At 36.3% G+C, this 21,282-nt stretch carries 15 protein-coding genes, 2 pseudogenes and 1 riboswitch; of the genes and pseudogenes, 8 read left to right on the plus strand and 9 right to left on the minus strand.

Features of this window, described 5'->3' with window-relative positions:
- Nucleotides 1–82 precede the first annotated feature (82 nt).
- From ACTSKG_RS07430 to ACTSKG_RS07440, 3 genes are all read left to right on the plus strand, one after another.
- Entirely contained in the window at nt 83–898 is an 816-nt protein-coding gene (locus tag ACTSKG_RS07430) for a Cof-type HAD-IIB family hydrolase (RefSeq protein WP_464757506.1), read from the plus strand.
- Nucleotides 899–916: 18 nt separating this feature from the next.
- On the plus strand, nt 917–1,768 hold the full coding sequence (locus ACTSKG_RS07435; protein WP_464757507.1) for a DegV family protein: 852 nt from the start codon (nt 917–919) through the stop codon (nt 1,766–1,768).
- A gap of 130 nt (nt 1,769–1,898) precedes the next feature.
- On the plus strand, nt 1,899–2,411 hold the full coding sequence (locus tag ACTSKG_RS07440) for a DUF3231 family protein (RefSeq protein WP_464757508.1): 513 nt from the start codon (nt 1,899–1,901) through the stop codon (nt 2,409–2,411).
- A gap of 43 nt (nt 2,412–2,454) precedes the next feature.
- Here the strand turns inward: ACTSKG_RS07440 and ACTSKG_RS07445 are convergent, their stop codons facing one another.
- The 8 genes from ACTSKG_RS07445 to ACTSKG_RS07480 all read right to left on the minus strand — a co-directional run bounded on the left by ACTSKG_RS07445 (nt 2,455) and on the right by ACTSKG_RS07480 (nt 17,154).
- On the minus strand, nt 2,455–3,900 hold the full coding sequence (locus ACTSKG_RS07445) for an alpha-amylase family glycosyl hydrolase (protein WP_464757509.1): 1,446 nt from the start codon (nt 3,898–3,900) through the stop codon (nt 2,455–2,457).
- 441 nt (nt 3,901–4,341) lie between these two features.
- Nucleotides 4,342–4,512 (minus strand): hypothetical protein, encoded by a 171-nt coding sequence (locus tag ACTSKG_RS07450; protein WP_464757510.1) that lies wholly within the window; start codon nt 4,510–4,512, stop codon nt 4,342–4,344.
- Between the two features lie 202 nt (nt 4,513–4,714).
- Nucleotides 4,715–5,077 carry a YisL family protein gene (locus tag ACTSKG_RS07455; protein WP_464757511.1) on the minus strand — a complete coding sequence of 121 codons (363 nt, stop codon included), beginning with the start codon at nt 5,075–5,077 and terminating at the stop codon, nt 4,715–4,717.
- A gap of 56 nt (nt 5,078–5,133) precedes the next feature.
- The gene (locus ACTSKG_RS07460; RefSeq protein WP_464757512.1) at nt 5,134–6,030 is read right to left on the minus strand and encodes a fumarylacetoacetate hydrolase family protein; all 897 of its coding nucleotides are present in this window, start codon (nt 6,028–6,030) and stop codon (nt 5,134–5,136) included.
- Between the two features lie 567 nt (nt 6,031–6,597).
- Nucleotides 6,598–7,758 (minus strand): DUF418 domain-containing protein, encoded by a 1,161-nt coding sequence (locus ACTSKG_RS07465; protein WP_464757991.1) that lies wholly within the window; start codon nt 7,756–7,758, stop codon nt 6,598–6,600.
- An 18-nt stretch (nt 7,759–7,776) separates the two neighbouring features.
- Nucleotides 7,777–11,463 (minus strand): helicase-exonuclease AddAB subunit AddA, encoded by a 3,687-nt coding sequence (addA, locus tag ACTSKG_RS07470; protein WP_464757992.1) that lies wholly within the window; start codon nt 11,461–11,463, stop codon nt 7,777–7,779.
- Nucleotide 11,464: 1 nt separating this feature from the next.
- Nucleotides 11,465–14,959 (minus strand): helicase-exonuclease AddAB subunit AddB, encoded by a 3,495-nt coding sequence (addB, locus tag ACTSKG_RS07475; RefSeq protein WP_464757513.1) that lies wholly within the window; start codon nt 14,957–14,959, stop codon nt 11,465–11,467.
- Nucleotides 14,960–16,512: 1,553 nt separating this feature from the next.
- Nucleotides 16,513–17,154 carry a TVP38/TMEM64 family protein gene (locus ACTSKG_RS07480; RefSeq protein ID WP_464757514.1) on the minus strand — a complete coding sequence of 214 codons (642 nt, stop codon included), beginning with the start codon at nt 17,152–17,154 and terminating at the stop codon, nt 16,513–16,515.
- 167 nt (nt 17,155–17,321) lie between these two features.
- Between ACTSKG_RS07480 and ACTSKG_RS07485 the strand changes: the two genes are divergently transcribed.
- The gene (locus tag ACTSKG_RS07485; protein ID WP_464757515.1) at nt 17,322–18,029 is read left to right on the plus strand and encodes an AzlC family ABC transporter permease; all 708 of its coding nucleotides are present in this window, start codon (nt 17,322–17,324) and stop codon (nt 18,027–18,029) included.
- On the opposite strand, the pseudogene ACTSKG_RS07490 reads toward ACTSKG_RS07485, so the two are convergent.
- Nucleotides 17,970–18,107: pseudogene (locus ACTSKG_RS07490) on the minus strand (hypothetical protein); the annotation flags it as partial. The gene ACTSKG_RS07485 and the pseudogene ACTSKG_RS07490 overlap by 60 nt on opposite strands.
- Between ACTSKG_RS07490 and ACTSKG_RS07495 the strand changes: the two are divergent.
- From ACTSKG_RS07495 to ACTSKG_RS07510, 4 genes and pseudogenes are all read left to right on the plus strand, one after another.
- Nucleotides 18,061–18,342 (plus strand): annotated as a pseudogene (locus ACTSKG_RS07495) (AzlD domain-containing protein); the annotation flags it as partial. The pseudogenes ACTSKG_RS07490 and ACTSKG_RS07495 overlap by 47 nt on opposite strands.
- 99 nt (nt 18,343–18,441) lie before the next feature.
- Nucleotides 18,442–18,549, plus strand: a riboswitch (SAM riboswitch).
- Between the two features lie 155 nt (nt 18,550–18,704).
- Nucleotides 18,705–19,730 carry a methionine ABC transporter ATP-binding protein gene (locus ACTSKG_RS07500; RefSeq protein WP_464757516.1) on the plus strand — a complete coding sequence of 342 codons (1,026 nt, stop codon included), beginning with the start codon at nt 18,705–18,707 and terminating at the stop codon, nt 19,728–19,730.
- A complete protein-coding gene (locus ACTSKG_RS07505) occupies nt 19,720–20,382 on the plus strand; it encodes a methionine ABC transporter permease (RefSeq protein ID WP_464757517.1) in 663 nt (220 codons plus the stop codon). Before ACTSKG_RS07500 ends, ACTSKG_RS07505 begins: the two co-directional genes overlap by 11 nt.
- 16 nt (nt 20,383–20,398) lie before the next feature.
- The gene (locus ACTSKG_RS07510) at nt 20,399–21,268 is read left to right on the plus strand and encodes a MetQ/NlpA family ABC transporter substrate-binding protein (RefSeq protein ID WP_464757518.1); all 870 of its coding nucleotides are present in this window, start codon (nt 20,399–20,401) and stop codon (nt 21,266–21,268) included.
- The last annotated feature ends 14 nt before the right edge of the window (nt 21,269–21,282 follow it).

Consider the following 21,282-nt stretch of genomic DNA (forward strand, 5'->3'; position numbering starts at 1 on the left):
AATATACAAAAGCATAGGTACTACCATTTTGACGTTTAAAGTGGAAAACGATACACTTTAATAGAAGGAAAGGAGATTTATTATGCAACGTCACTTAATTGTTTTGGATTTAGATGGAACCTTATTAACAGATGAGAAGGTAATTTCACATAAAACGAAGAATATATTACAAGAAGCCAAAAATCAAGGTCATGAAGTAATGATCGCAACTGGAAGACCATATAGATCAAGTGAGATGTATTATAAGGAGCTTGGTTTAAATACTCCGATCGTCAACTTTAATGGAGCATTTGTGCATCATCCAACGAATTCTTCCTGGAATACCATTCATAAACCAATAGAACTTCAAGTTGTTAAAGAAGTTGTAGAAGCTGTTCAAAGCTTTTCAATTAAAAATATGCTCGCCGAAGTATTAGATGACGTGTACTTGCATCATCATGATGAACAAATGATTTCTGCTTTTGCACTTGGTAATCCACATATTACTACAGGTGATTTAAGGACCTTTTTGAAAACGGATCCAACAAGCTTGCTAATTCATGCCGAGGAAGATTCAGTAGACTTAGTTCGTAATCATTTACGAGATGTTCATGCCGAAGTAATTGATCATCGTCGTTGGGGAGCTCCTTGGGACGTAATTGAAATAGTTCGACATGGATTAAACAAGGCAGTTGGCTTAGCAAAAGTATCCGAGTATTTAGACATTCCAAGAGAACGAATTATCGCTTTTGGAGATGAAGACAATGATTTAGAAATGATTGAATATGCTGGAGTTGGCGTAGCAATGGGAAATGCAATTTCGCCACTTCAACAGATTGCAAATGAAATAACTTTAACCAATAATGAAGAAGGTATTGCTGAGTTTTTAATGGAGAGATTAAAGTTAAGAGAATTGTGATAATTGAGGAGGATGGAAATGAAATTATTCGCTGATAGCGCTAGTGATTTACCTAAATCTTTTTTTGAATTACATAATGTAGAATTAATACCACTTAGAGTGCATATAGACAATGATGAATACGAAGATATTATAGGGATAGATTCTAAAGAAGTATACGCAGCAATTAGAGCTGGAAAACAACCAAAAACATCTCAAGCTTCACCAGAACTTTTTTTGAAACTGTTTGAAGAACTTGCAAAGTCAGGAGAAGAAGGTTTCTACATTGCCCTCTCTTCTGCTCTTTCTGGAACATATAGCACAGCGGTGATGATGAAGGAACAGCTAATGGAAACATATCCTGACTTAAAGTTAACTATTATCGATTCAAAATGTGCATCACTTGGAATTGGACTTCTAATAAAAGAGGCAGTTCGTTTAAGAGATGAGGGACTTGCCCTATCAATTATTGAAGAGAAAATCAGATTCTCGGCTACTCATATGGAACATCTTTTCACTGTAGAAGACTTAGATTATATGGCCCGTGGTGGAAGAGTTTCTAAAGCAAGTGCATTTATTGGTGGACTACTCAACATTAAACCTCTTCTTCATGTCGAAGAAGGTAAACTAGTTCCAATTGAAAAAATACGTGGACGTAAAAAAGTGATCAAACGCATGATAGATTTAATGGGGGAACGTGGAGATCATTTAGAGGAACAAAATATTGCTATTAGTCACGGTGATGACGAAGAAACAGCACTTGAACTAAAGCAATTAATAGAAGAACGATATCATCCAAAAAGCATTGATATTCATCTGATTGGCTCAACTGTTGGAGCACATGCAGGTCCAGACACATTGGCATTATTCTTTTTAAATAAATTATCTTAAAATGTTTAGTCGGAATTCTATTAATCTATAGAATTTCGGCTTTTTTTTTTCTGAATAGTTCTATCACTTCTACACATAATAACAATACGTGAAGAAATTCATGAATTTATTTAGGAATTGGAGTGTAAATATGGGAATTTTAAGTGGAAATTCGAAAGATGAACCTTTGCATTATGGTGAAGTATTCGGCATTTGGACGAATGTAGCTACTAACAATGGCCTAATAGCTGCTTATCAAACATTTTTTAATCACACAGGCGATGATGAATTAAAGAAATTAATCGAAGAAGCTGTACAAAGTATGGAAGATGAGAACAAACAATTAGAAAAGATATTAAAGGTGAATGCAGTTGGACTGCCTCCTGCTCCACCTGCACGTCCAGTTGCACGTTTGGAAGACATTCCAGTAGGTGCAAGATTCAACGATCCAGAAATAAGTGCAGCACTTTCTATGGATGTAGCAGCAGGTTTAGTTGCATGTAGCCAAGCTATGGGAATGTCGGTACGAGAAGATGTAGCGATGATGTATGGTCAATTTCATACAAATAAAGCACAGCTTGGTGCAAAGTTATTAAGATTAAATAAAAGTAAGGGTTGGTTAATACCTCCACCGCTACATGTTGACTACCCAGAAAAAAGTTAGGAAAAAATGAGCTGACTTTAGAAACTAGTCAGCTCATTTTTAATTAGTTATTTTGCTTCGAGTTTTTTTGTTTTCCTTTTTTCCAAACAATAATTAAAAATAGGATAAACATTAGGTAAGCAACACACATTGCTACTATATAAGATGTATTTAAACCTTTACGGTCGGTTACTTGATAAAGTTCGACTAGTTCACGATCTAGTACTAACTTATACTTTCCATCCTTGTCTGGACGAACCACATCTTGTTCAAAGATACCTCTAAGCTCTTTATTTTCTCCCACAACATCACTAGATAAATCTATTCTTTGTGTAGCACTAGTATTATTTATAACTACTATGAATGTTTCTTTATCAGAATATCGTTTAAATACAATATAACCATTCTCATTTTTCAACAATTCTGTTTTACCAGAACGAAGCGTTTCCGATTTATTGCGAATGGAGTTGATATCTTTTAAATAATTTGTAATATCTTCATCCACTCGAAAATTCATTACTTGATGACTTTCTTGAGACACTTGTCCATTCATAGCAATTTCCGTTCCGTAACTCATATACGGCACACCTGGCAGAGCTAGAATTGCACCCATTGCTGTCTTAATACGTGTTGGTGGGAACATATTCTCAAGTGCACTAAAGTAAGTAAATCTCTCTGTATTCAATTGATCAATCATTAATAAATCACTGTCATTTGTAGAAGCAATTCCTTCTGAAGGTAAATCTGTATTTTTAAATGCTTCTCTAAAATCTACGAGTAATTGATCGGAATAATGGGTATCAAAATTTGCATCCGATTCTTCTAAAGAGATAGCATACATTGGATTACGTACTTCTTTTATTCCAGCAATCATATCATTAATAAAAGAAATAGGTGCACCTTGTAGTTCAGAAAACTTAACACCATCAATTTCATATTTTTTAGTGAAATCTACAATGATTTGTTTCAGTGCTTGTTGGACATTTGGATTGGTAAGGTCTACTTGCATAACACCATTTTCAGTTTTAACAATCCAATCTTTTTTGGAAGGATCCATACTCCAATTATGATTTTCACTATAATTATTCAATGGAAATCCTACGACAATTTTCATTCCTTTTTTATGCGCTACTTTTATTAGTTCTTGAAACTCTTCAGGCGTTCCGAATCTTTTTTCAATCTCATTGAAATCTAGAATATGCTTTCCATCATATGTTTCTGTAGCAAAAATCGGTCCGATCGAAATAATAGTGAATCCCATATCTTTAATATGATCCATCTTTTCTATAATCCCAAGAAAATCTCCACCTGCAAATGCATTAGGATCTTGAGCATTCACATCCACATCATTAGAAACTACTTTGTTAAAATAACGATCTACTAATAAATCATAAATACTTTCGTTATGTATGGAACCATTCGGCTCAGCATTCGTATTTTGAGTAGTTGTTAACCAAAAACCACTTATTAAAAATATGGTTACAACCAACTTCTTTAAGTTACCGTTCACGTAAAGTCCTCCTCTATTTAAAAAAGCTACAGTATATCATTTTCCTCCAGTAATCCAAAACTGCATGAATCTGAGGCTAGTAATTAATTGGAACATAACAACGTTATTTTATCAAAGCTACATTTTAATCGCTATCGTTTAAGCACGAAAGTACAAAAATTAGCTTATAATTCGTCCAAACTGTGTCATCTTGGAAGTATTTTGCGCATATGCTTCGGAATGTTGCGAGTAGCTCGTCAGATATTGCGAGTAACCAACAAAATGTTGCGCTTACCTTAGATATTGCGCAAATTCATCGGAATATTGCGAGTAACTCGCTAGATATTGCGAATACCTATAATATTGTGCTTAACTAGTATAGCTCGACTCGACACTATTTCACATTAAATGGATGTTCAAGAACAATTCAGTAGTCTCTTTCAAAATTGGAAAAGCCACCATTTATTTTGGTGGCTTTTCCGAATTAGCATACTGATTATTAATACTTTTATGTACAAAATCCAGTTCATTTCCATTAGAATTGGACGTTTGTTGCTTCGAAAGGAAAAATGAAGCGATAACAAATAATAGCATCAACAATATGACGAATATAAGTAAGAATAAACCTAACATTTGCCGCTCCCACCTTTTCATTTATATTTTCAAATTAACATATTTTAAAATAAATGAAAAGGAGCTTTCCCTAAGCGGTGAAAGCTCCTTTTTGATACTCCTACGCTACTCGTCACATAATATAAATGCCGGCGGACCCGAGAGCGTTTGCTCCTGCGCAAGCTCGTCGCATAAAATAAAAGCGGGCGGAGCCGCTTTTATTTTATGCTAAGAAATGAATACCCATCGGTAATTTGAATCCTAAGAATAGAGCAATTAAGAAAAAGACAAAAAACAATACAACAAATGTAGTGAATGGTTTTCCTTTTTTCTTTTTCACTAAGGACATTTCCATCATACCAATGACAAGAATACCAGCTAAAAATTTCAGTCCGTAAAGCATTCCTTGACCAAAGTCCATACCTTTAATGAATAAAGCAACTCCTGAAACAATGATCAAAATATAAAATACTCGTAAAATCATGTGAATTACTTTTGGGTTTTTCATCGCTAATGCTACAAAAAACAAAATGATTGCAATTACCCATGTTGTTATGTGTAAATCTGTCCTTGCTAAAAAATCCATATATTTCACCTCTATCGTTTTCCTTACATTTCTATCTTACCATTTCGGCTAATATATTACTCGAATTTGTTCACTAGAGTACCAATTCCTTCTATTGAAACTTTCACAATATCGCCCGATTTCAAGAACTTAGGTGGATTAAAACCATTTCCAACACCTGCAGGGGTTCCTGTTAAAATAACATCACCTGGCTCTAATGTCACTGTTTTCGAAATTTCTGCGATAATTTGCTCGACAGAAAAGACCATATCCGATGTCTTTCCATTTTGACGAATTTCATCATTCACTTTCGTAACTACCGTTAAGTCTTGAGGATTCGGAATCTCATCTTTTGTAACAATAAAAGGTCCAAGTGGACATGAGTCATCTAAGCTTTTGCCTAAGAAATATTGTTGATGTTTCTTTTGAATATCACGAGCAGTTAAATCATTTGCAATTGTATATCCGAATATATAATCATACGCAAGTTTTGAAGGAATATCTTTTCCTTTTTTGCCGATCACTATTGCAAGTTCTCCTTCATAATCATATGAAGAGGTTTTATTTGCATGTACAGAAAGCGTTTGTTCGTCCGCCGCAATAGCAGTTGGAGATTTTGTAAATACGACAAAAGTATTCGCTACTCCTCCCATTTCTTTTGCATGATCAGCGTAGTTCTTACCTACAGCCATGATATTTTTGGGAGTTCGGGGAATGGGTGATAGCCATTCGATTTCTGTAAATGGATGTTTAAAATTATTGGGATTGTCACTTTTTAAAGCTGCTTCTACTAATTTTCTAATTTGTTCAACGAAATCAATACCAAGACTTACTCCTTCGACAATAGTCTGCGGAAAGCTTGGTAACACTTGAAGGGTCTCTTGAATACTAAGTACATCCCATACTGCTTCTTCTTTTTTTACTTTTGGTCCGAAGTAAATCCCATCATTTAACCGGTATGATAATAATTTCATCCTGTTGACACTCCTTCAAATTGTTTTGAAACCTATTCTTAGTCTATAATAAATTAACTTTCTTTTCACCTTTTTTCGACAACTTTTCAGAAAAGCTCTATTGACCTGAAAGTGCATCTTGTCTCCACCTTTTTTAGATTGCTTTGGACGAAATATTGGCGACACTATTACCATAGGTATTTTTGTTAATTGTAAAATCCATTTTTGTGGTAATCTTGTGCGGATGTTTGTCCGTCGCCCTCTTGGAATTTGTGTGGACAGGATACGTTTGGTTTGGCTAATTAAAGAAAAAATACTCGATTACTTTGTAATATAGACAACATCTAATTCCTATGTAAATAGTAGGAACATAATATTTCACCAATTTAAAAAAGTATAAACAATACTTATTCAGGTACTACTTACTTAATGGATTGGAGTGAAAGGTGGCGAGATGAGTGAGACAGATTAGCCATCACAACGAACGCGAAAGCGGCGGTGATGCCTCATCGCTCCCCCCACGAAACGCGTCAACCTGAAACGAAAATCCGGTTTGAGTTATCCTTTAAGTACTTGGAATCATTTTTTTTACTTAGAAACAGGATAAGTCAGTTTTCTCCACAAAGCTTCTATTGGTCCTTGCTTGAACTTTATAAACCATATTTCCGCAAATACAAGTTGTAATACAAAAATACCTATTGCCATCCAAGTACCAGTTTGAATATCAATCTTTCCATAAAGTCCAAATCCATAAGAATAAAAAATAGTTGTAGCGATAATCGACTGCATTAAATAGATGGTCATAGACATACGGCCTGCTTTTGCAAAAGGGGAAAGTAGTTTTTCCATAACAGGAATTGTACAAAGAAGTGCAAGGATTCCTGCATAGGCTATTGCTTGTAATGGGCCTCCAAATGTATCCTGTACTGAAACTGTGAATATATTTGCTTCACTTATATAAGGAATCCATTTAATAGCAGTTCCAATGATTAGTGAAATTAAGATCGTTACAATCCAAAATACTTTTAATTCCCTTACTCGTTCTATTAGCTTAATCTTTGCAGCTGCTGCTCCAATCAATAAAAACGGAACAATCGTAATTAACATTACGAGAATAAATGCTCCATTTTGGGTCATATATAACCAATCATTTAAACGTTGCCCAAAAATGTCGTCCCAAGATCCATGAGAATATGCGGCAACAGATCTTTCAATCTCTTGTATCCCTGCATAAAGGATGACACTATTTGGATCTAATTTAGACATTAAAAATAATAGTACATGTAGTAATCCATTTGGAATTAAAAATAAGACTGCACTTATTAAAAACAACCAAACTGGCTTTAATCGTATCATTAATAACAACACAAAACCTGCCAATGCATACGTAATTAGTATATCTCCCGCCCAAATAAGAAAAGCATGAACACATCCAATTAGAAGTAATACCGATAGTCTTCGAACTGCTAACTTTTTAAACGAAGTACCTCTCTCCTTCGTTTTCATGAACTGCATAGAAAGGCCATATCCAAACAACATAGAAAACAATGGATATACACTACCTTGAACAAAAATATCAATCCACTTGTACGTTTCAAAATCGCCTCTCATATGAAACCATGTATACGGATTAAAGTATAGTATTGGTGAGTGAAAAAACAGCATATTAACGATAAATATTCCTAGAAGTGCAAAACCCCTCATCACATCAATCGAAAAAACTCGTTCTTTCAACTCTGTTGGACGCATCAACAATTTTTTTTCCTCCTATAATGAAACCGTTTTGTCTATATCAAATAAATAAAGAACTTTCTCTTTTATCTCCACTTTCATAATAGATTCAATTGCTTGTGCGTAAAGGGATAATTGGATATTATAACGATTTTTCATCTCTTGTATTAAATTAGGTTCGTTCGAGACTAAGTGCAGTACCCGGTCTGTTTTGTAATCTAGTAATACCCAACGGCCATCCTCTTCTAAAAACAGGCAATCGACAACACCTTGAATAATTTGACTATCGCCTTCTGCGTCTTTTAAAGAGTAGGTAAATGGAAACTCTCTCATAACTTCTTTCGCTTTTTTTAATCGCTCTGCCATTTCTGATTCAAAAAAAGGAACCATTTTCTTTGGATCAATTGCAGCTTGTTCTGCTTTTGTTAATATTTCTCTTTGGACAAGCGTCTCAGCAAATGCCTCGACTTGTTCTATCGTTTTTGACTCGCTTAAATCTACGTTTTGCATAAAAGCATGGACGGCTGTCCCTACTTCTGCTCCTGTCAATTTTTCTTGTTGGAGGAAAAAAGGTCTTTGTGCAATACGAGTCACACTCCCAATAGGACTACCCATTTGAAAATAATCTTGATCTTCTCTTTCTTCTAACAGTTGAATTTTCTTTATTTCACTAACGGATTGTTTTGAACGTTTATGTGTAGAAAGTTCAAAAGGATAAGCTGTTTCAAAACGATCTTTAATAGTAGTTAATGAAGGTAATTTGTCTGTATTTAATAGTGCATCCAACGTTAATTTTTCAGGTACTTCTACTTCTGTATGCATTTTCAATTCATCTATGGATTTCGTAACAATCTTCCACTTAGATTCACTTTCCACCACGTTCGCTTCCATTACATTGCCAATTTGTTTATAGTCTGCATGTCTAGCAATTGCTGGTCCTATCCAATCTAAATACCCTTTTGCTTTTGCACGTAAATAGCCCGGCAACATTTCATTTGATAGAATCGATTGCGCATCTTCCCATTTTGTAAGAGTCTTTGCTAAATCTTTTATAGAGGCGATTAGGAATAAATGCTCCTTCGCTCTTGTCATCGCAACATATAGAACGCGCATTTCTTCAGCCTTTAACTCCATTTGTTTCTTTTCCTTCATAGCTAAGAAGGGCAAGGAAGTAAAGGAGATGCGTTTATCAGGATCGATTGCTTTTACTGCAAGTCCAAATGACTGATCAAATAAATAAGCTTCGTTAAAGTCCATTTGGTTAAATGGTCTGCCCATTCCCCCAAGAAAAACAACTGGAAACTCAAGTCCTTTTGAAGAGTGAATCGTCATCAATCGTACAACATTTTCTTTTTCACTAATGGCACGGGCTGCACCCAAATCATCGCCTCGTTTTCTCATACGATCGATGAAACGTAAAAATCGAAATAACCCTCTAAAAGAAGTTTTCTCATAATCTACTGCACGGTCATGTAGAACGCGTAGATTAGCTTGCCGCTGCTTTCCGTTTGGCATAGATCCTACCATTTCATAATAATTCGTATCCAAATAGATTCGCCAAATCAAATCTGCAAGAGAACCTCTTCTACTTAGATTTCGCCAATCTTCAAACTGCAGTACAAAACGCTGAAGCTTTTCTTCTGTGTCCGCTGACATCCCAACTCTACCAGTAGCTATAAAAACTTTTAGTGCCTCATAAAAAGGTTCTTTCGGAGCAGCTAAACGAATAAGCGCAAGTTCAGACTCTGATAAACCAACAAAAGGAGAACGTAAAACTGCCGCTAACGAAATATCTTGATATGGATTATCGATTGTTCGTAGTGTATGAAGCATAATGAGTACTTCAATTGCTTCGAAATAACCTTTCGATAGTTCTGCATATAAAGGAATGCCTGCATCCTTAAATTGATCCGTTACTTCTTGTGACCAAGTCATCGAACGCATTAAGATGACAATGTCACTATATTGAATGGGACGAGTTGTTTTCTTCCATGGATCGTACACGGTTACTCCTGTCTCTATCATTTCTTTAATTTTTGAAATAATATAACGTGCCTCTGCTTGCGATTTTTTTAACTCTTCTTCTGCACTAACTACTTCATCTTCTGAAACTTCCGCATCGCCGTCCTCTACTTCATATAGAAGTGCTAGTTCAACCGTTGCTTCTCTTTCGTCATATGGTGCCCGTGGTTTTAAGGAAGCAGCATCGTCATAATTTATTTCCCCAACGTTTTCACCCATAATTTGCTGGAAGATATAATTTGTTGCATGTAGCACTTCTTTTCGACTTCTAAAGTTTGCATTTAAGTCAATTTTCACACCAGAATCTATTGGCATTTCGTTAAAAATCAAATACTTTCCTAAAAAAAGCATCGGTTCTGCTAATCGGAAGCGATAAATAGATTGTTTAACGTCACCAACCATGAACATATTACCGGTTTGCTCATCGCCACTTTTCACAAGTTGCAAAATAGTTTCTTGCAATCTATTTGTATCTTGATATTCATCGACTAATACTTCTTTGAAACGTGCTTGATATTCTTTCGCAATCTCAGAAGGACCTAGCTCTCCGTTTTCTTTACGTTCACTTAATATATCCAATGCATAATGCTCTAAATCGGAGAAATCGACAAGTCCTTTATCGTTTTTAGCAGCAGAATATCTCTCCCCATACTTAATTGCTAAGTCGACTAATGTTTCTAGTTGAGGTGTCATCCGTCTCATTTCTTCTAATAATCGTTCTGGTGTTCTCGTAAAATAATTTTCTTTTAATTCGTTGACAATTTTCTTCACTTTATTTCGTTTATCTGTTGCTTGTTTTTTCGTTGTTTCATCACAAGAATCTTTTTTGATGGTAGCAGCTTTTCCCCATGAAAGACTTTGAAAATAATGAAAAACGTCTTGCCATGATCCATTTTTCATCAACGAAATTGCTTCTTGAATCATGTGTTGATCATTTACCGCAGTTACTGCTAAAGGAGCAGGACCATTCGGCAGATTTGCTAGCCTACAAATTTCTTCTGTCACTGCTATGGCCTCTTCTAAATGATGTATAATTGCGAGCTTAAGTGGTCCAATAAACGGAAGATCATCAATCGACGTATCTTCCGTTAAAGAATATGCTTCAGGAATTGCAAGTAACCATTTCTTCGGTTCAGGGTGTACTCGCGCATACGTGTATAATTTTTCAATCATTGTCTCAATTGACTGGTCGTCTCGATCTGAAGTAAAACTATCCGAAAGCCGATACATCGGTTCAGGATTTTCTACATGATAAGCTTCTTCCAGTACTTCCGCTAGAATATCGTCACGCATTAATGCTGCTTCTGTCTCATTTGCTATTCGGAATCCAGGATCAATCGTCAGCATATAGGAATACTGGCGTACTATATTTAGACAAAACGAATGAAGTGTAGAGATCTGTGCTTTATTTAAAAGATTTAATTGCTTCCGTAAATGACTAGATGATGGATCCTTTGCAATTGCTTTTTCCAATGCCTCTCCCATTCGATGACGCATTTCAGCAGCTGAAGCATTGGTAAATGTCACTACTAATAATTCATCAACGTTAATGGGATTGAATTCTGCAATTACTTTTTGAATAAGTCGATCGATTAATACAGCGGTTTTACCTGACCCAGCAGCCGCAGAGACTAACACATCTGAACCAGTAGCCCAAATTGACTTCCATTGTTCTGGTGTCCATGTTAATTCTTCTGGCATATTAGGAATGTTCACTTGGACCCATCTCCTCTTTCATTTTTTCAGTCACTATTTCTGGATTTTCTGTTTTCAATAAGCGTACTTGTTGGTCAGGATCTTGCGGATCAAACTGACATACACTGCGGTAGGAACAATACGTACAAGGCATTTTGTCTTTTAAACGATATGGAAAAACACGTGTGTCTCCTGCATTCATACCATTTCCAGCTTGTTCATGTTTCTGACGTACGAATGATTGAAGCAATTTCATATTTTCTTTGTCTACTACTTTTGACGACGATCTTGATAAATTGCCATCTTTATTCATTCGTACCGGAATAACTTTCGAAAATCCTTCTATTTGCTCATCCATTTCCATAATGACTTCAGGTTCATCTAGTAATAATCCATTCATTTTGTACGATTTATATATGGCATCTTCTAGCTCTGCCTCTGCCATTTCTTTTTTTGATTGAATAAAAGGATTATGAAGATGTACATACAAAACCCCTGCAGGATCTGCATCCTCCTGCAACCAAATCGAAGCATTCTCTATCGCTACATCTAAATAGGTCAGCATTTGAAGCGATAAACCATAATACACTTCATTCAAATCAATGCCTTTTTTAGAAGATTTATAATCCACAATTCGTACAAACATATTGCCGTTCACATTTGCTGCATCTACTCGGTCAATTCTTCCGCGCAATTGCATTTTTCTTTGATGCTTAAGTGGAATTTCTAAAGAAGGTAGAGCTTCCCCAGGACCAAATCCCGCTTCAATTGCAATAGGAACGAAGGTAGAAACGTTAGAATGCTTACTTAAAGCTATTAATGTGGATGCTACAATTTGCTCTAATTTCCGCTGAATATATCGATAACGATTTGTACTTAATAACAGCTGATGGACAAATATCGGTACAATATGATCGACTGCTTGTTTTGCAAGTTGCACACACTGTGCCTTCGAAAGTTCACCCCATTTTAGATTCAAACGATTTGTTTCATCTGAAATCCATTTTAAAGCAGCATGGAATAAATCGCCCATTGCTGGTGCTTCCAAACGGTATTCTGCACGTTCCTCTAACTTTAATCCGTAAGCTGCAAAATGAGCAAAAGGACAACTATAATATTTTTCTACTCTAGAAACACTAGAAATGATCGTTTCCCCATAAAGAGAAGATGTCATGTCTTGTGTAAGTCTTTCGGTTTTATTGCCATGTATAAGTGGTTTTATCACTCTTTTTAACAGCTTAGACCAATATGGATCCTTCATATAGTAGTGATAAACCGATTGCCAAACTTCAGATAGTTCTCCAGTCTCCAGCGCATTCCTCAATTGCATAACGACATAAGGCAATGTTGTTCTGGGATGACTAATCGTTGATAGATCAAACGTGCCCTCTGTGAAATCACTCGGATCTATCACTGCTAGTTCAACTTGGACGTTTCCTACCATTTGCTGAAGCTTTTTTATATACATGGAAGGGAGCAATGCTTTTCCTTCACTATCTGCAATCGGGTACGACACAAATAAATAATTTGATGAAGCAGTAAATGCTTTATAGACCAAATAGTTTTCATCGAGTAATCGCATTTTAGATGTCGGAGCAAGCTCAAAGCCAATTTGGGTGAACCATTCACGTTCGGTGTCCGACAATAATCCCTCATGATCCATTCTTTTTGGAAAAACACCATCGTTTACACCTAGAACAAAAATAGCTTTTATATTCGTAATTCTTGCGATATCTACATTTGCTACAACTACTTGGTCAACTGTCGGTGGTATGCGAGAAAATTCTAGTTGGTCATATCCTTCATCTAAAATTTTCGAAGCTTCCTCCAATGTCATTTCTTTCTCTCCAAACATCAAAACGAATTGGTCTAATACATTGATCCATTCATTCCATGCTTGTTCATGTTCTGTCGCAAGTAATAATTGTCCTTCTTCCTCTTCCGACTGCTTTAATAATTGTAGTTTATCGTAAACTTGTAAGGTTTCGATAAATGTAAATAATGCTGTTGCAATTTCAAGCCCCGTCTTACTCGCTTCTAGCTGTTCAGCCAATGTTTTTAAAGGATTTACAACTAAATCTCTAACTGCATGAATATCCGCTTGAATACTTAATTCCTCGTCTGTTTGAACTTTCGAATAAAATTCAAGGCCACGATACTTTTTATATATCCAACGTCTATCATCAAACCATCTATCACCGTAAATACCAAACGACAGTACGAAATTTTCTAATCGATCCGCACGTTCTCTCCAGTCTCTCTTTGCAGCATTAACAGGGAAAAACAAATCCGTTTTAATGGCTCGAAACACCGGCTCGTATTTCCAATCCATCCGAATAATCTCCAACACAGAACGACTTAACTCAATTAATGGATGATGAAGCATTGTTTTTTTCTGGCTAATAAACACAGGAATATCATATTGAGCAAAAATAGTTTCGATTAAACCTTCGTATGCTTCCGCTTCTCGATGTAAAATGGCCATCTCTTTAAAACGAACATCTTTTTGTTGCATTAGCCCCCGAATATTCCTTGCTACTGAATGTACTTCCGCGCGTCTATTTGAAGCTTCTAATATATGAAGATTGCCTTCCGTTGGGATTTCTTGAGGAGGAAGCTGATCGAAGTTTGCTTCTATATGGGCTAATTCCATAGACACATAACGCTTCTGCTTTGTTTGATGCACAGTCGTTTCCACATCCACTTTTTCATTGCTTGCAATATCTAGCAATCTATTACATGTGGACGCAGGTTGATAAAATAAAGACTGCTCATCAAATGCATTCTCAATGGATTCCATAGGTAGAGCAATCGTCAAACGTTTTACTTTTTTCATTAGTTCCTGGATTATTTCCAATTCTCTTGTCGTAAATGAAGTGAATCCATCTATATAAATTTCTGCTTTTGCAAGTAATGAAAAATCTTTAATTTTCTGTGCGAGTAATGTTAAATACCCTTCTCCGTCTATATAACTCGTTCCTAATTTCTGTTCCATCAATTCGAGCATCATAACTAAATCAGACGATTTATCAATTAATGTTTTCGGTGCCTGCACATGTTCTAAATCATTTAGCACATTAGACATAGCTTCATAATCTAAGCAGTATCGATTGAATTCTTTTAAAAGTACTTCGATTTGATCTGTAAATCCTCGCTTAGTTGCTGCTCTTTTAAATAATTTAAATTGATCTTTATTATCTTCTAGCAAACTTCGGATAAGCATTCGATAACCGAATCCACTAATTTCCTCTTTTGCTATGCCTCCTGTTTCTTGCAGTATCCTCCATGCTAACCGTTTAAATGTCGTTACTTGTGCTCGTATTAAACCAGCAAGTCCAGAATCTGCCGCAAGAGTATACTCACTGGTGAAAGACATTTGGTCGGGTACAATATAAAATATAGGATCTCCAATAGGAGTCTCCTGTAATGTATCAATTATTTCTTGTTGCATAAACTTAGTTTTTCCTGAACCTGACCGCCCACTTACTATTCTTAATGACAATTTTGCACCTACTTTCTTGATTTTAGATGATTGAGAAAAGCGCAAGCGCACTTCAAGAGCACTGGGGGCTCCACTCATTTGTTTTCCGAAGCTTACCGCTCGCTTTCCGCGGGCGAAGTATCGAGTCTCCTAGGCCAACACGATGTTGGTCATGAAGGCGTCGCCTCAGGACGAGGCGCCCTTAGCCTTCCTTCCTATGCTCTGCTCCTGTGGGGTCTCGATTACTCCGCTTTCCCGCAGGAGTCGAGCGGACGCTTCTCCAAACAACTAATATAAGTCCGAACGCTTGGTACACCAATTAGATGTGAACCTTAGGTAAAAAATATATGGGCAACATTCTTGCCATTACCCTTAGCCTTATAGACATATTCGCAAGATAGAGACTACAAATTGCAAAGTCAGCAACGAGAAACACAAAATAGCTTTTATCTTGGAGTGTGCCATTTAATGCTTTAAGCTTTCTATAGGATTCCATCACTATCTCTCTTTACTACTCATAAGGAGATAGCGCGGCAGTACGAGACTCCAGCGGGATCAGCGAGACAGACGAGACCCCGCACGAAGCGTTTAATAGGAGGAAGGCTTAAGACGGCTCATCCTGAGGCAACGCCTTCATGACCAACGTCGTGTTGGCCCGAGGCTCGTCGCTCGCCCCACGGAAAGCGAATACCAGAGCGCTAAATTCGGGGAAACGTTGCGGATGTTTGTCCGTCGCCCTCTTGGAATTTGTGAAGACATGATGCGTTTGGTTTGGCTAATTAGAGAAAAAATACTTCCCTACTCTTTTAAAAGCTTCCGAACACCATTTCGGAAACTCTTCACTTCTTTATCGGTGTATACTACTTATTTTTCTCTAATTTTGCTTACCGTATGAATAAGCCAAAGAAGTACCAATTCATTATGTCGCTAAGTTTGCTCAGGAGTTAGAGAAGCTGCTTGATGTTTGCTCCCTGTAACGCCTCCACCTGCTGCGGATTTCAACCTGTTCATAGCATAATAATTTATATCTTAAGTTAATTTCATAAATAGCATTTAATTATTAAAACACGAGCAATACTTAATTTATTGATTGGAGCGACAGGCGGCGACTCCTGCGGGATGAGTGAGACAGATGAGACATCACAAACGACGCGAATGCGGCGGTGATGGCTCATCGCTCACCCCGCGGAAAGCGTCCGCCGATAGCGGAAATCATGCTGATTTATGTAGAGTAATTTATACATATTCTCACATTTCGCTTTAATATTGTTTGTGTTTTATGCTCTATCTTTAAATTATGAAATTGATTCATCTTATAAAAAAAACGAATAATTTCCCTCTCTCTATTGTACAAAACATACAGTAGAGAAGGAAATTATTCGAAGTTAAAATTTAAAGTTTCTTTAGAGGGTGGCAGGTATCTTGCCTTCACTTTACCAATATTAGATGAATTATCTTTAAAGTGAAAATATCGGTATTTAGGCGGTTTCCGATTTACCGATTACTTCATAACCTCTTGCTATAAAATCCGGATAGTAAACACTACGATAATATCAATCATGATAGCAACTAAGTTACTCAAATCTTTTCACCTCAGTGCTCCGTCTCTCGTCACGATTTAATTTATAGTCCTCTTCCAACTTGTTATTTATTCTTTTTTCCACACTTTTCCCAACAAACCAAAGCATAACAACAATTAGAACTACTATTATCGTTCTTACAGGCTGCGTTACAAGTGCTTTGATATCAGATCCAATGAAGCTTACTACTAATATCATGATCAATTTACCTAATGTGACCGTCCATAAGTACGTTTTCTTTTTTATGTTAGACAAGCCCGCAACTATATTCACAAGTGCAGATGGAGTAAAAGGAAAACAAATGAGTAAAAATAATGGTCCAAAACCATTTCTCTCCACCCATAATATTAACTTTTGGATTTTCTCATGTTTTGTTATAAAGCCTAACACTCTAGCACGTCCATACTTGCGAATAACTAAAAAAACTGTGTAAGCCCCCGCAGCGGAGCCTACCCACGATAATAAAAATCCGAATAACATTCCGTATGCATTGACATTCGCTACGATAAAAACTACTAAAGGTAAAAAAGGTAGAAAAGCTTCTAAGAAAGGTAGAAGAACTCCTATCAATGGTCCTAACGCTCGGTAATCGTGTGTTAAATTAGTCAATGTTTCAAATGAAAACCAGCTAGGCATGATTACTCTCCTCTACGAAATAAATAAGTAATTCTCCACTCGGAGATAAAGAAATTGGGTTTACAAACTATGTATATTTATACTATTCCCAATTTTCGTATGTATAAAACTTTTGATATATAGTATAATTTGTTCATTCTATTTTTAAAAGGGGGTTAGAGCTTATTATGAATAATAATTCATTTCTAAAAGGATTAAAAGCAGGAATTAGTATTGCAATTGGCTATTTCCCAGTAGCATTAACGTTTGGTTTATTGGCAAAAACCACTGGTCTCTCCATTATGGAAGCAACAGCTATGAGTGTATTTGTTTTCGCAGGTGCGTCCCAATATATGTCATTGACGCTAATTTCAAACGGAGTTGATCCCATTTTAATTGTATTAAATACGTTTGTCGTTAATATTCGTCACTTCTTAATGACGGCTGCGTTGAATGAAAAGATGCACAGTGAAAAAAGATGGATTAAAGGAATATATGCTTTTGGTATAACTGACGAATCCTTTTCTGTGCTAGCTACTCAAAAAGAGGATAAAGTACGTACTTCTTTTGCATTTGGGGTAGCCCTGATTGGTTATAGTAGTTGGGTTTTATTCACGGCTATCGGCCATGTCATTGGCGCCAACCTACCTGCTTTTTTGCAAGCAGCTATGTCTATTGCTTTATATGCTATGTTCGTCGGGTTATTAGTGCCTTCTATGCGTGGGAATCGAAAAGTAGTAGTGCTCGCTTTATTCGCTGCCATTATTAATGGATTCTTTTATTGGACAGAATTATTATCAACAGGTTGGGCTATTTTAGTAGCTACGCTTGCATCTTCAATATTGGTTGAAATTATTTATGCGAAACGTAGTATTAGTTTGCCGGAAGGAGCTTAAACGAATGGGTACTTGGTATTGGTGGACACTACTTGGAATGGCTATTGTCACATACATTCCGAGGGTTTTTCCACTGACTTTTTTAGAAGGAAGAAAATTACCACCTGTTGTCTCGGGTGTATTAAGTAATATTCCATTTGCAGTGCTAGGAGCGTTAATTTTTCCAGCAATTTTATATGTACAACAAGGGAATCTATTATTCGGAGTTATTGGAGCAATTGTCGCTTTTACCCTTGCAATTATCTACTCGAATGTCATGGTCGTAGTATTAGGAACTATCAGTGTTTTGGCAATATATAGTTTAATATTTTAATAATTTTGAATTATTTTATTTTGGAAGTATGCTTGACGTTTTTGGTTTTATTGTTTAATGTTGGTATCAATTCTTACAACAATTACATAGCACATCACTTTCTTATCAAGAGAAACCGAGGGACAGGCCCTATGACGTTTCGGCAGCAGATTCACTTTTGAACACTGTGCCAATTCCTACGAACAATTAATGTTCGGAAGATGAGAACGAGATTGTTTTTCAATTTTTCGAAGAGCTTTCTTTTTCTTATCTGCTAACAGATAAGAGAAAGGAAGCTCTTTTTCGTTCCCCTGTCAGAAAGTTAGATAGCTGTAATTTATTGTCTGTAAAGAATTAACTAACTTTTCAGGAGGTTATTAATAATGATTGAATTTAAAAATGTTTCCAAGACATTTCTTCTTGGCAAAAGGGAGGTGCATGCAGTAAGAAATGTTTCATTAACCGTGAACGAAGGTGAAATATTTGGCATTATCGGCTTTAGTGGTGCTGGTAAAAGCACTTTATTGAGACTTGTCAATATGCTAGAGCGTCCATCCGCTGGAACCGTTATGATTCAGAATATTGATGTCAATTCACTATCTCCCAAAGAGCTACGAGAAAGACGCCGCAATATTGGGATGATTTTTCAAAACTTTAATTTATTTAACTCTCGCACGGTTGCAGGAAATATTGCATACCCACTTAAACTTGGAGGTTTACCAAAACAAGAAATTAATCAGCGAGTAGAAGAATTATTACAATTTGTCGGTTTATCCGATAAGTCGAAGGATTATCCAGACCAATTATCTGGAGGACAAAAGCAACGAGTAGGAATTGCTCGGGCATTAGCCACCTCTCCGGATGTGCTCATTTGTGATGAAGCTACTTCAGCATTAGATCCAGAAACAACCGCGGAAATACTCCGTTTATTAAAAAAAGTAAATCAAGATCTTGGTATAACAGTTTTACTAATTACACATGAAATGCATGTCATACAATCTATTTGCCATCGTGTAGCAGTAATGGAAAATGGCGAAGTAATAGAATCTGGAGATGTTTTTGATGTATTCACCAATCCGCAACATTTAACGACGCAACGGTTTATCCGATCTGTTCAACAAGATTTACCTTCTGAAACCATTTTAAAAGAGTGGCGGTCTAGAGGCGGAAAGAAATTATATCGCGTTATTTTCAAAGGGGATATTACAAATGATGCGGTACTGTCGCAAGTAACCCAAAAGCATCAAGTTCACTTTAATATCGTCTATGGCTCCGTTCGAGAACTACAAGAAAAACTTTTTGGGAATTTACTAATCTCTTTTGAAGGTAATTCCGAAGCGATTCAAAAAAGTCTAAGTGACCTAGAAACAATTGTTGACATTGAGGAGGTTGCGCACCATGAAAGTTGATTGGACAACATTTTGGCCTCGAATTGTAGAATCGACTGGGGAAACTATCGTCATGGTCATCACTACATTAATATTCGGCTCTATTCTTGGAATCGCCATTGGTTTATTACTTTTTGTTACACGAGAGAAAAATATTTTGGAAAATAAGGTCTTATTTCAAGTGTTAAATATTTTGATTAATATTATTCGACCTATTCCATTTATTATTTTCTTAGTTGCCATTTCACAATTAACGAGATTAGTAATTGGTACAACAATTGGAACGGCAGCTGCCATCTTCCCAATGACAATCGTTGCTTGCTTTTCGATAGCCCGTGTCGTGGAAAATAATTTAGTAAGTATTGAACCAGGGGTAATTGAAGCTGCTCAAGCAATGGGTGCTAGTCCCATTCGAATCATATTTACCGTACTGATTCCCGAAGCGCTTGGACCACTGATTTTAGGACTTACATTTATTAGCGTTAGTTTAATCGATTTTTCTGCCGTTGCAGGTACAGTTGGTGGTGGCGGTTTAGGACATCTTGCCATGACTTACGGATACCAACGCTTTGATGGTAGTGTAATGGTCGTAACTGTCATTATTTTAATTGTTCTAGTGCAACTCGCACAATGGCTAGGAAATACTTTATCAAAAAAATTTATGAGACGATAGAAAGAGGAGTTTTGATATGAAAAAGTTTAGTTTATTTTTATTAGCAATTATTGCTGCAATTTTACTAGCGGCATGTGGAAATGAAAAAAGCGGAGATTCAAATACAAAAGAAAAAGTAAAAGTGAAAATTGGTGTAAACGGTTCGGATGGCGTCCAGTGGCCAATTTTGAAAGAAAAAGCTGCTAAAGAAGGCATTGAAATTGAGCTAGTTGAATTTGCCGATTACACTTTACCAAATAATGCGCTTGCTAACGGAGATATAGATTTAAATGCATTTCAACATATGTCTTTCTTAGCGCAGTATGTAAACGAAAGTGGCAATGATATCGTGCCAATTGGTTCCACAATGTTCGCTCCACTTGGGATTTATTCCGAAAAAATTAAAGATATCTCTGAAATAAAAAAAGGCGATAAAATAGCGATTCCAGACGATCCATCTAACCAAGCACGTGCACTTCGTTTATTAGAAGCAGCTAAACTTATTACATTAACAGATGATTTTGGTCTATTCGGAGATCCTTCTAAAATTGCAGAAAACCCATTAAATCTAGATATTATTCCAATGGTCGCGCAACAAACACCTCGAGTATTACCAGATGTAACAGCGGCAATTATTAATAACGGTGTGGCAGGTCAAGCTGGTTTTTCACCAGGAGAAGATCCAATTTTTAAAGAGTCGGGGGATAACGAATCCACTTATCCATACGTAAACATAATTGCAGCACGAGCGAAAGATAAAGATAATGAGACGTTTAAGCGCATTGTGGAATTATATCATGAAGATGATATTAAAAATGCCGTTACAGAAGATACAAAAGGCGGTTCCTTCCTAGTGGTTCTTTCGCAAGAAGAATTAAATAAAACATTCAAAGATCTTTTAAAATAAAGGAGGAAAATAAC

The sequence above is a fragment of the Psychrobacillus syltrankelensis genome, from assembly GCF_055454035.1.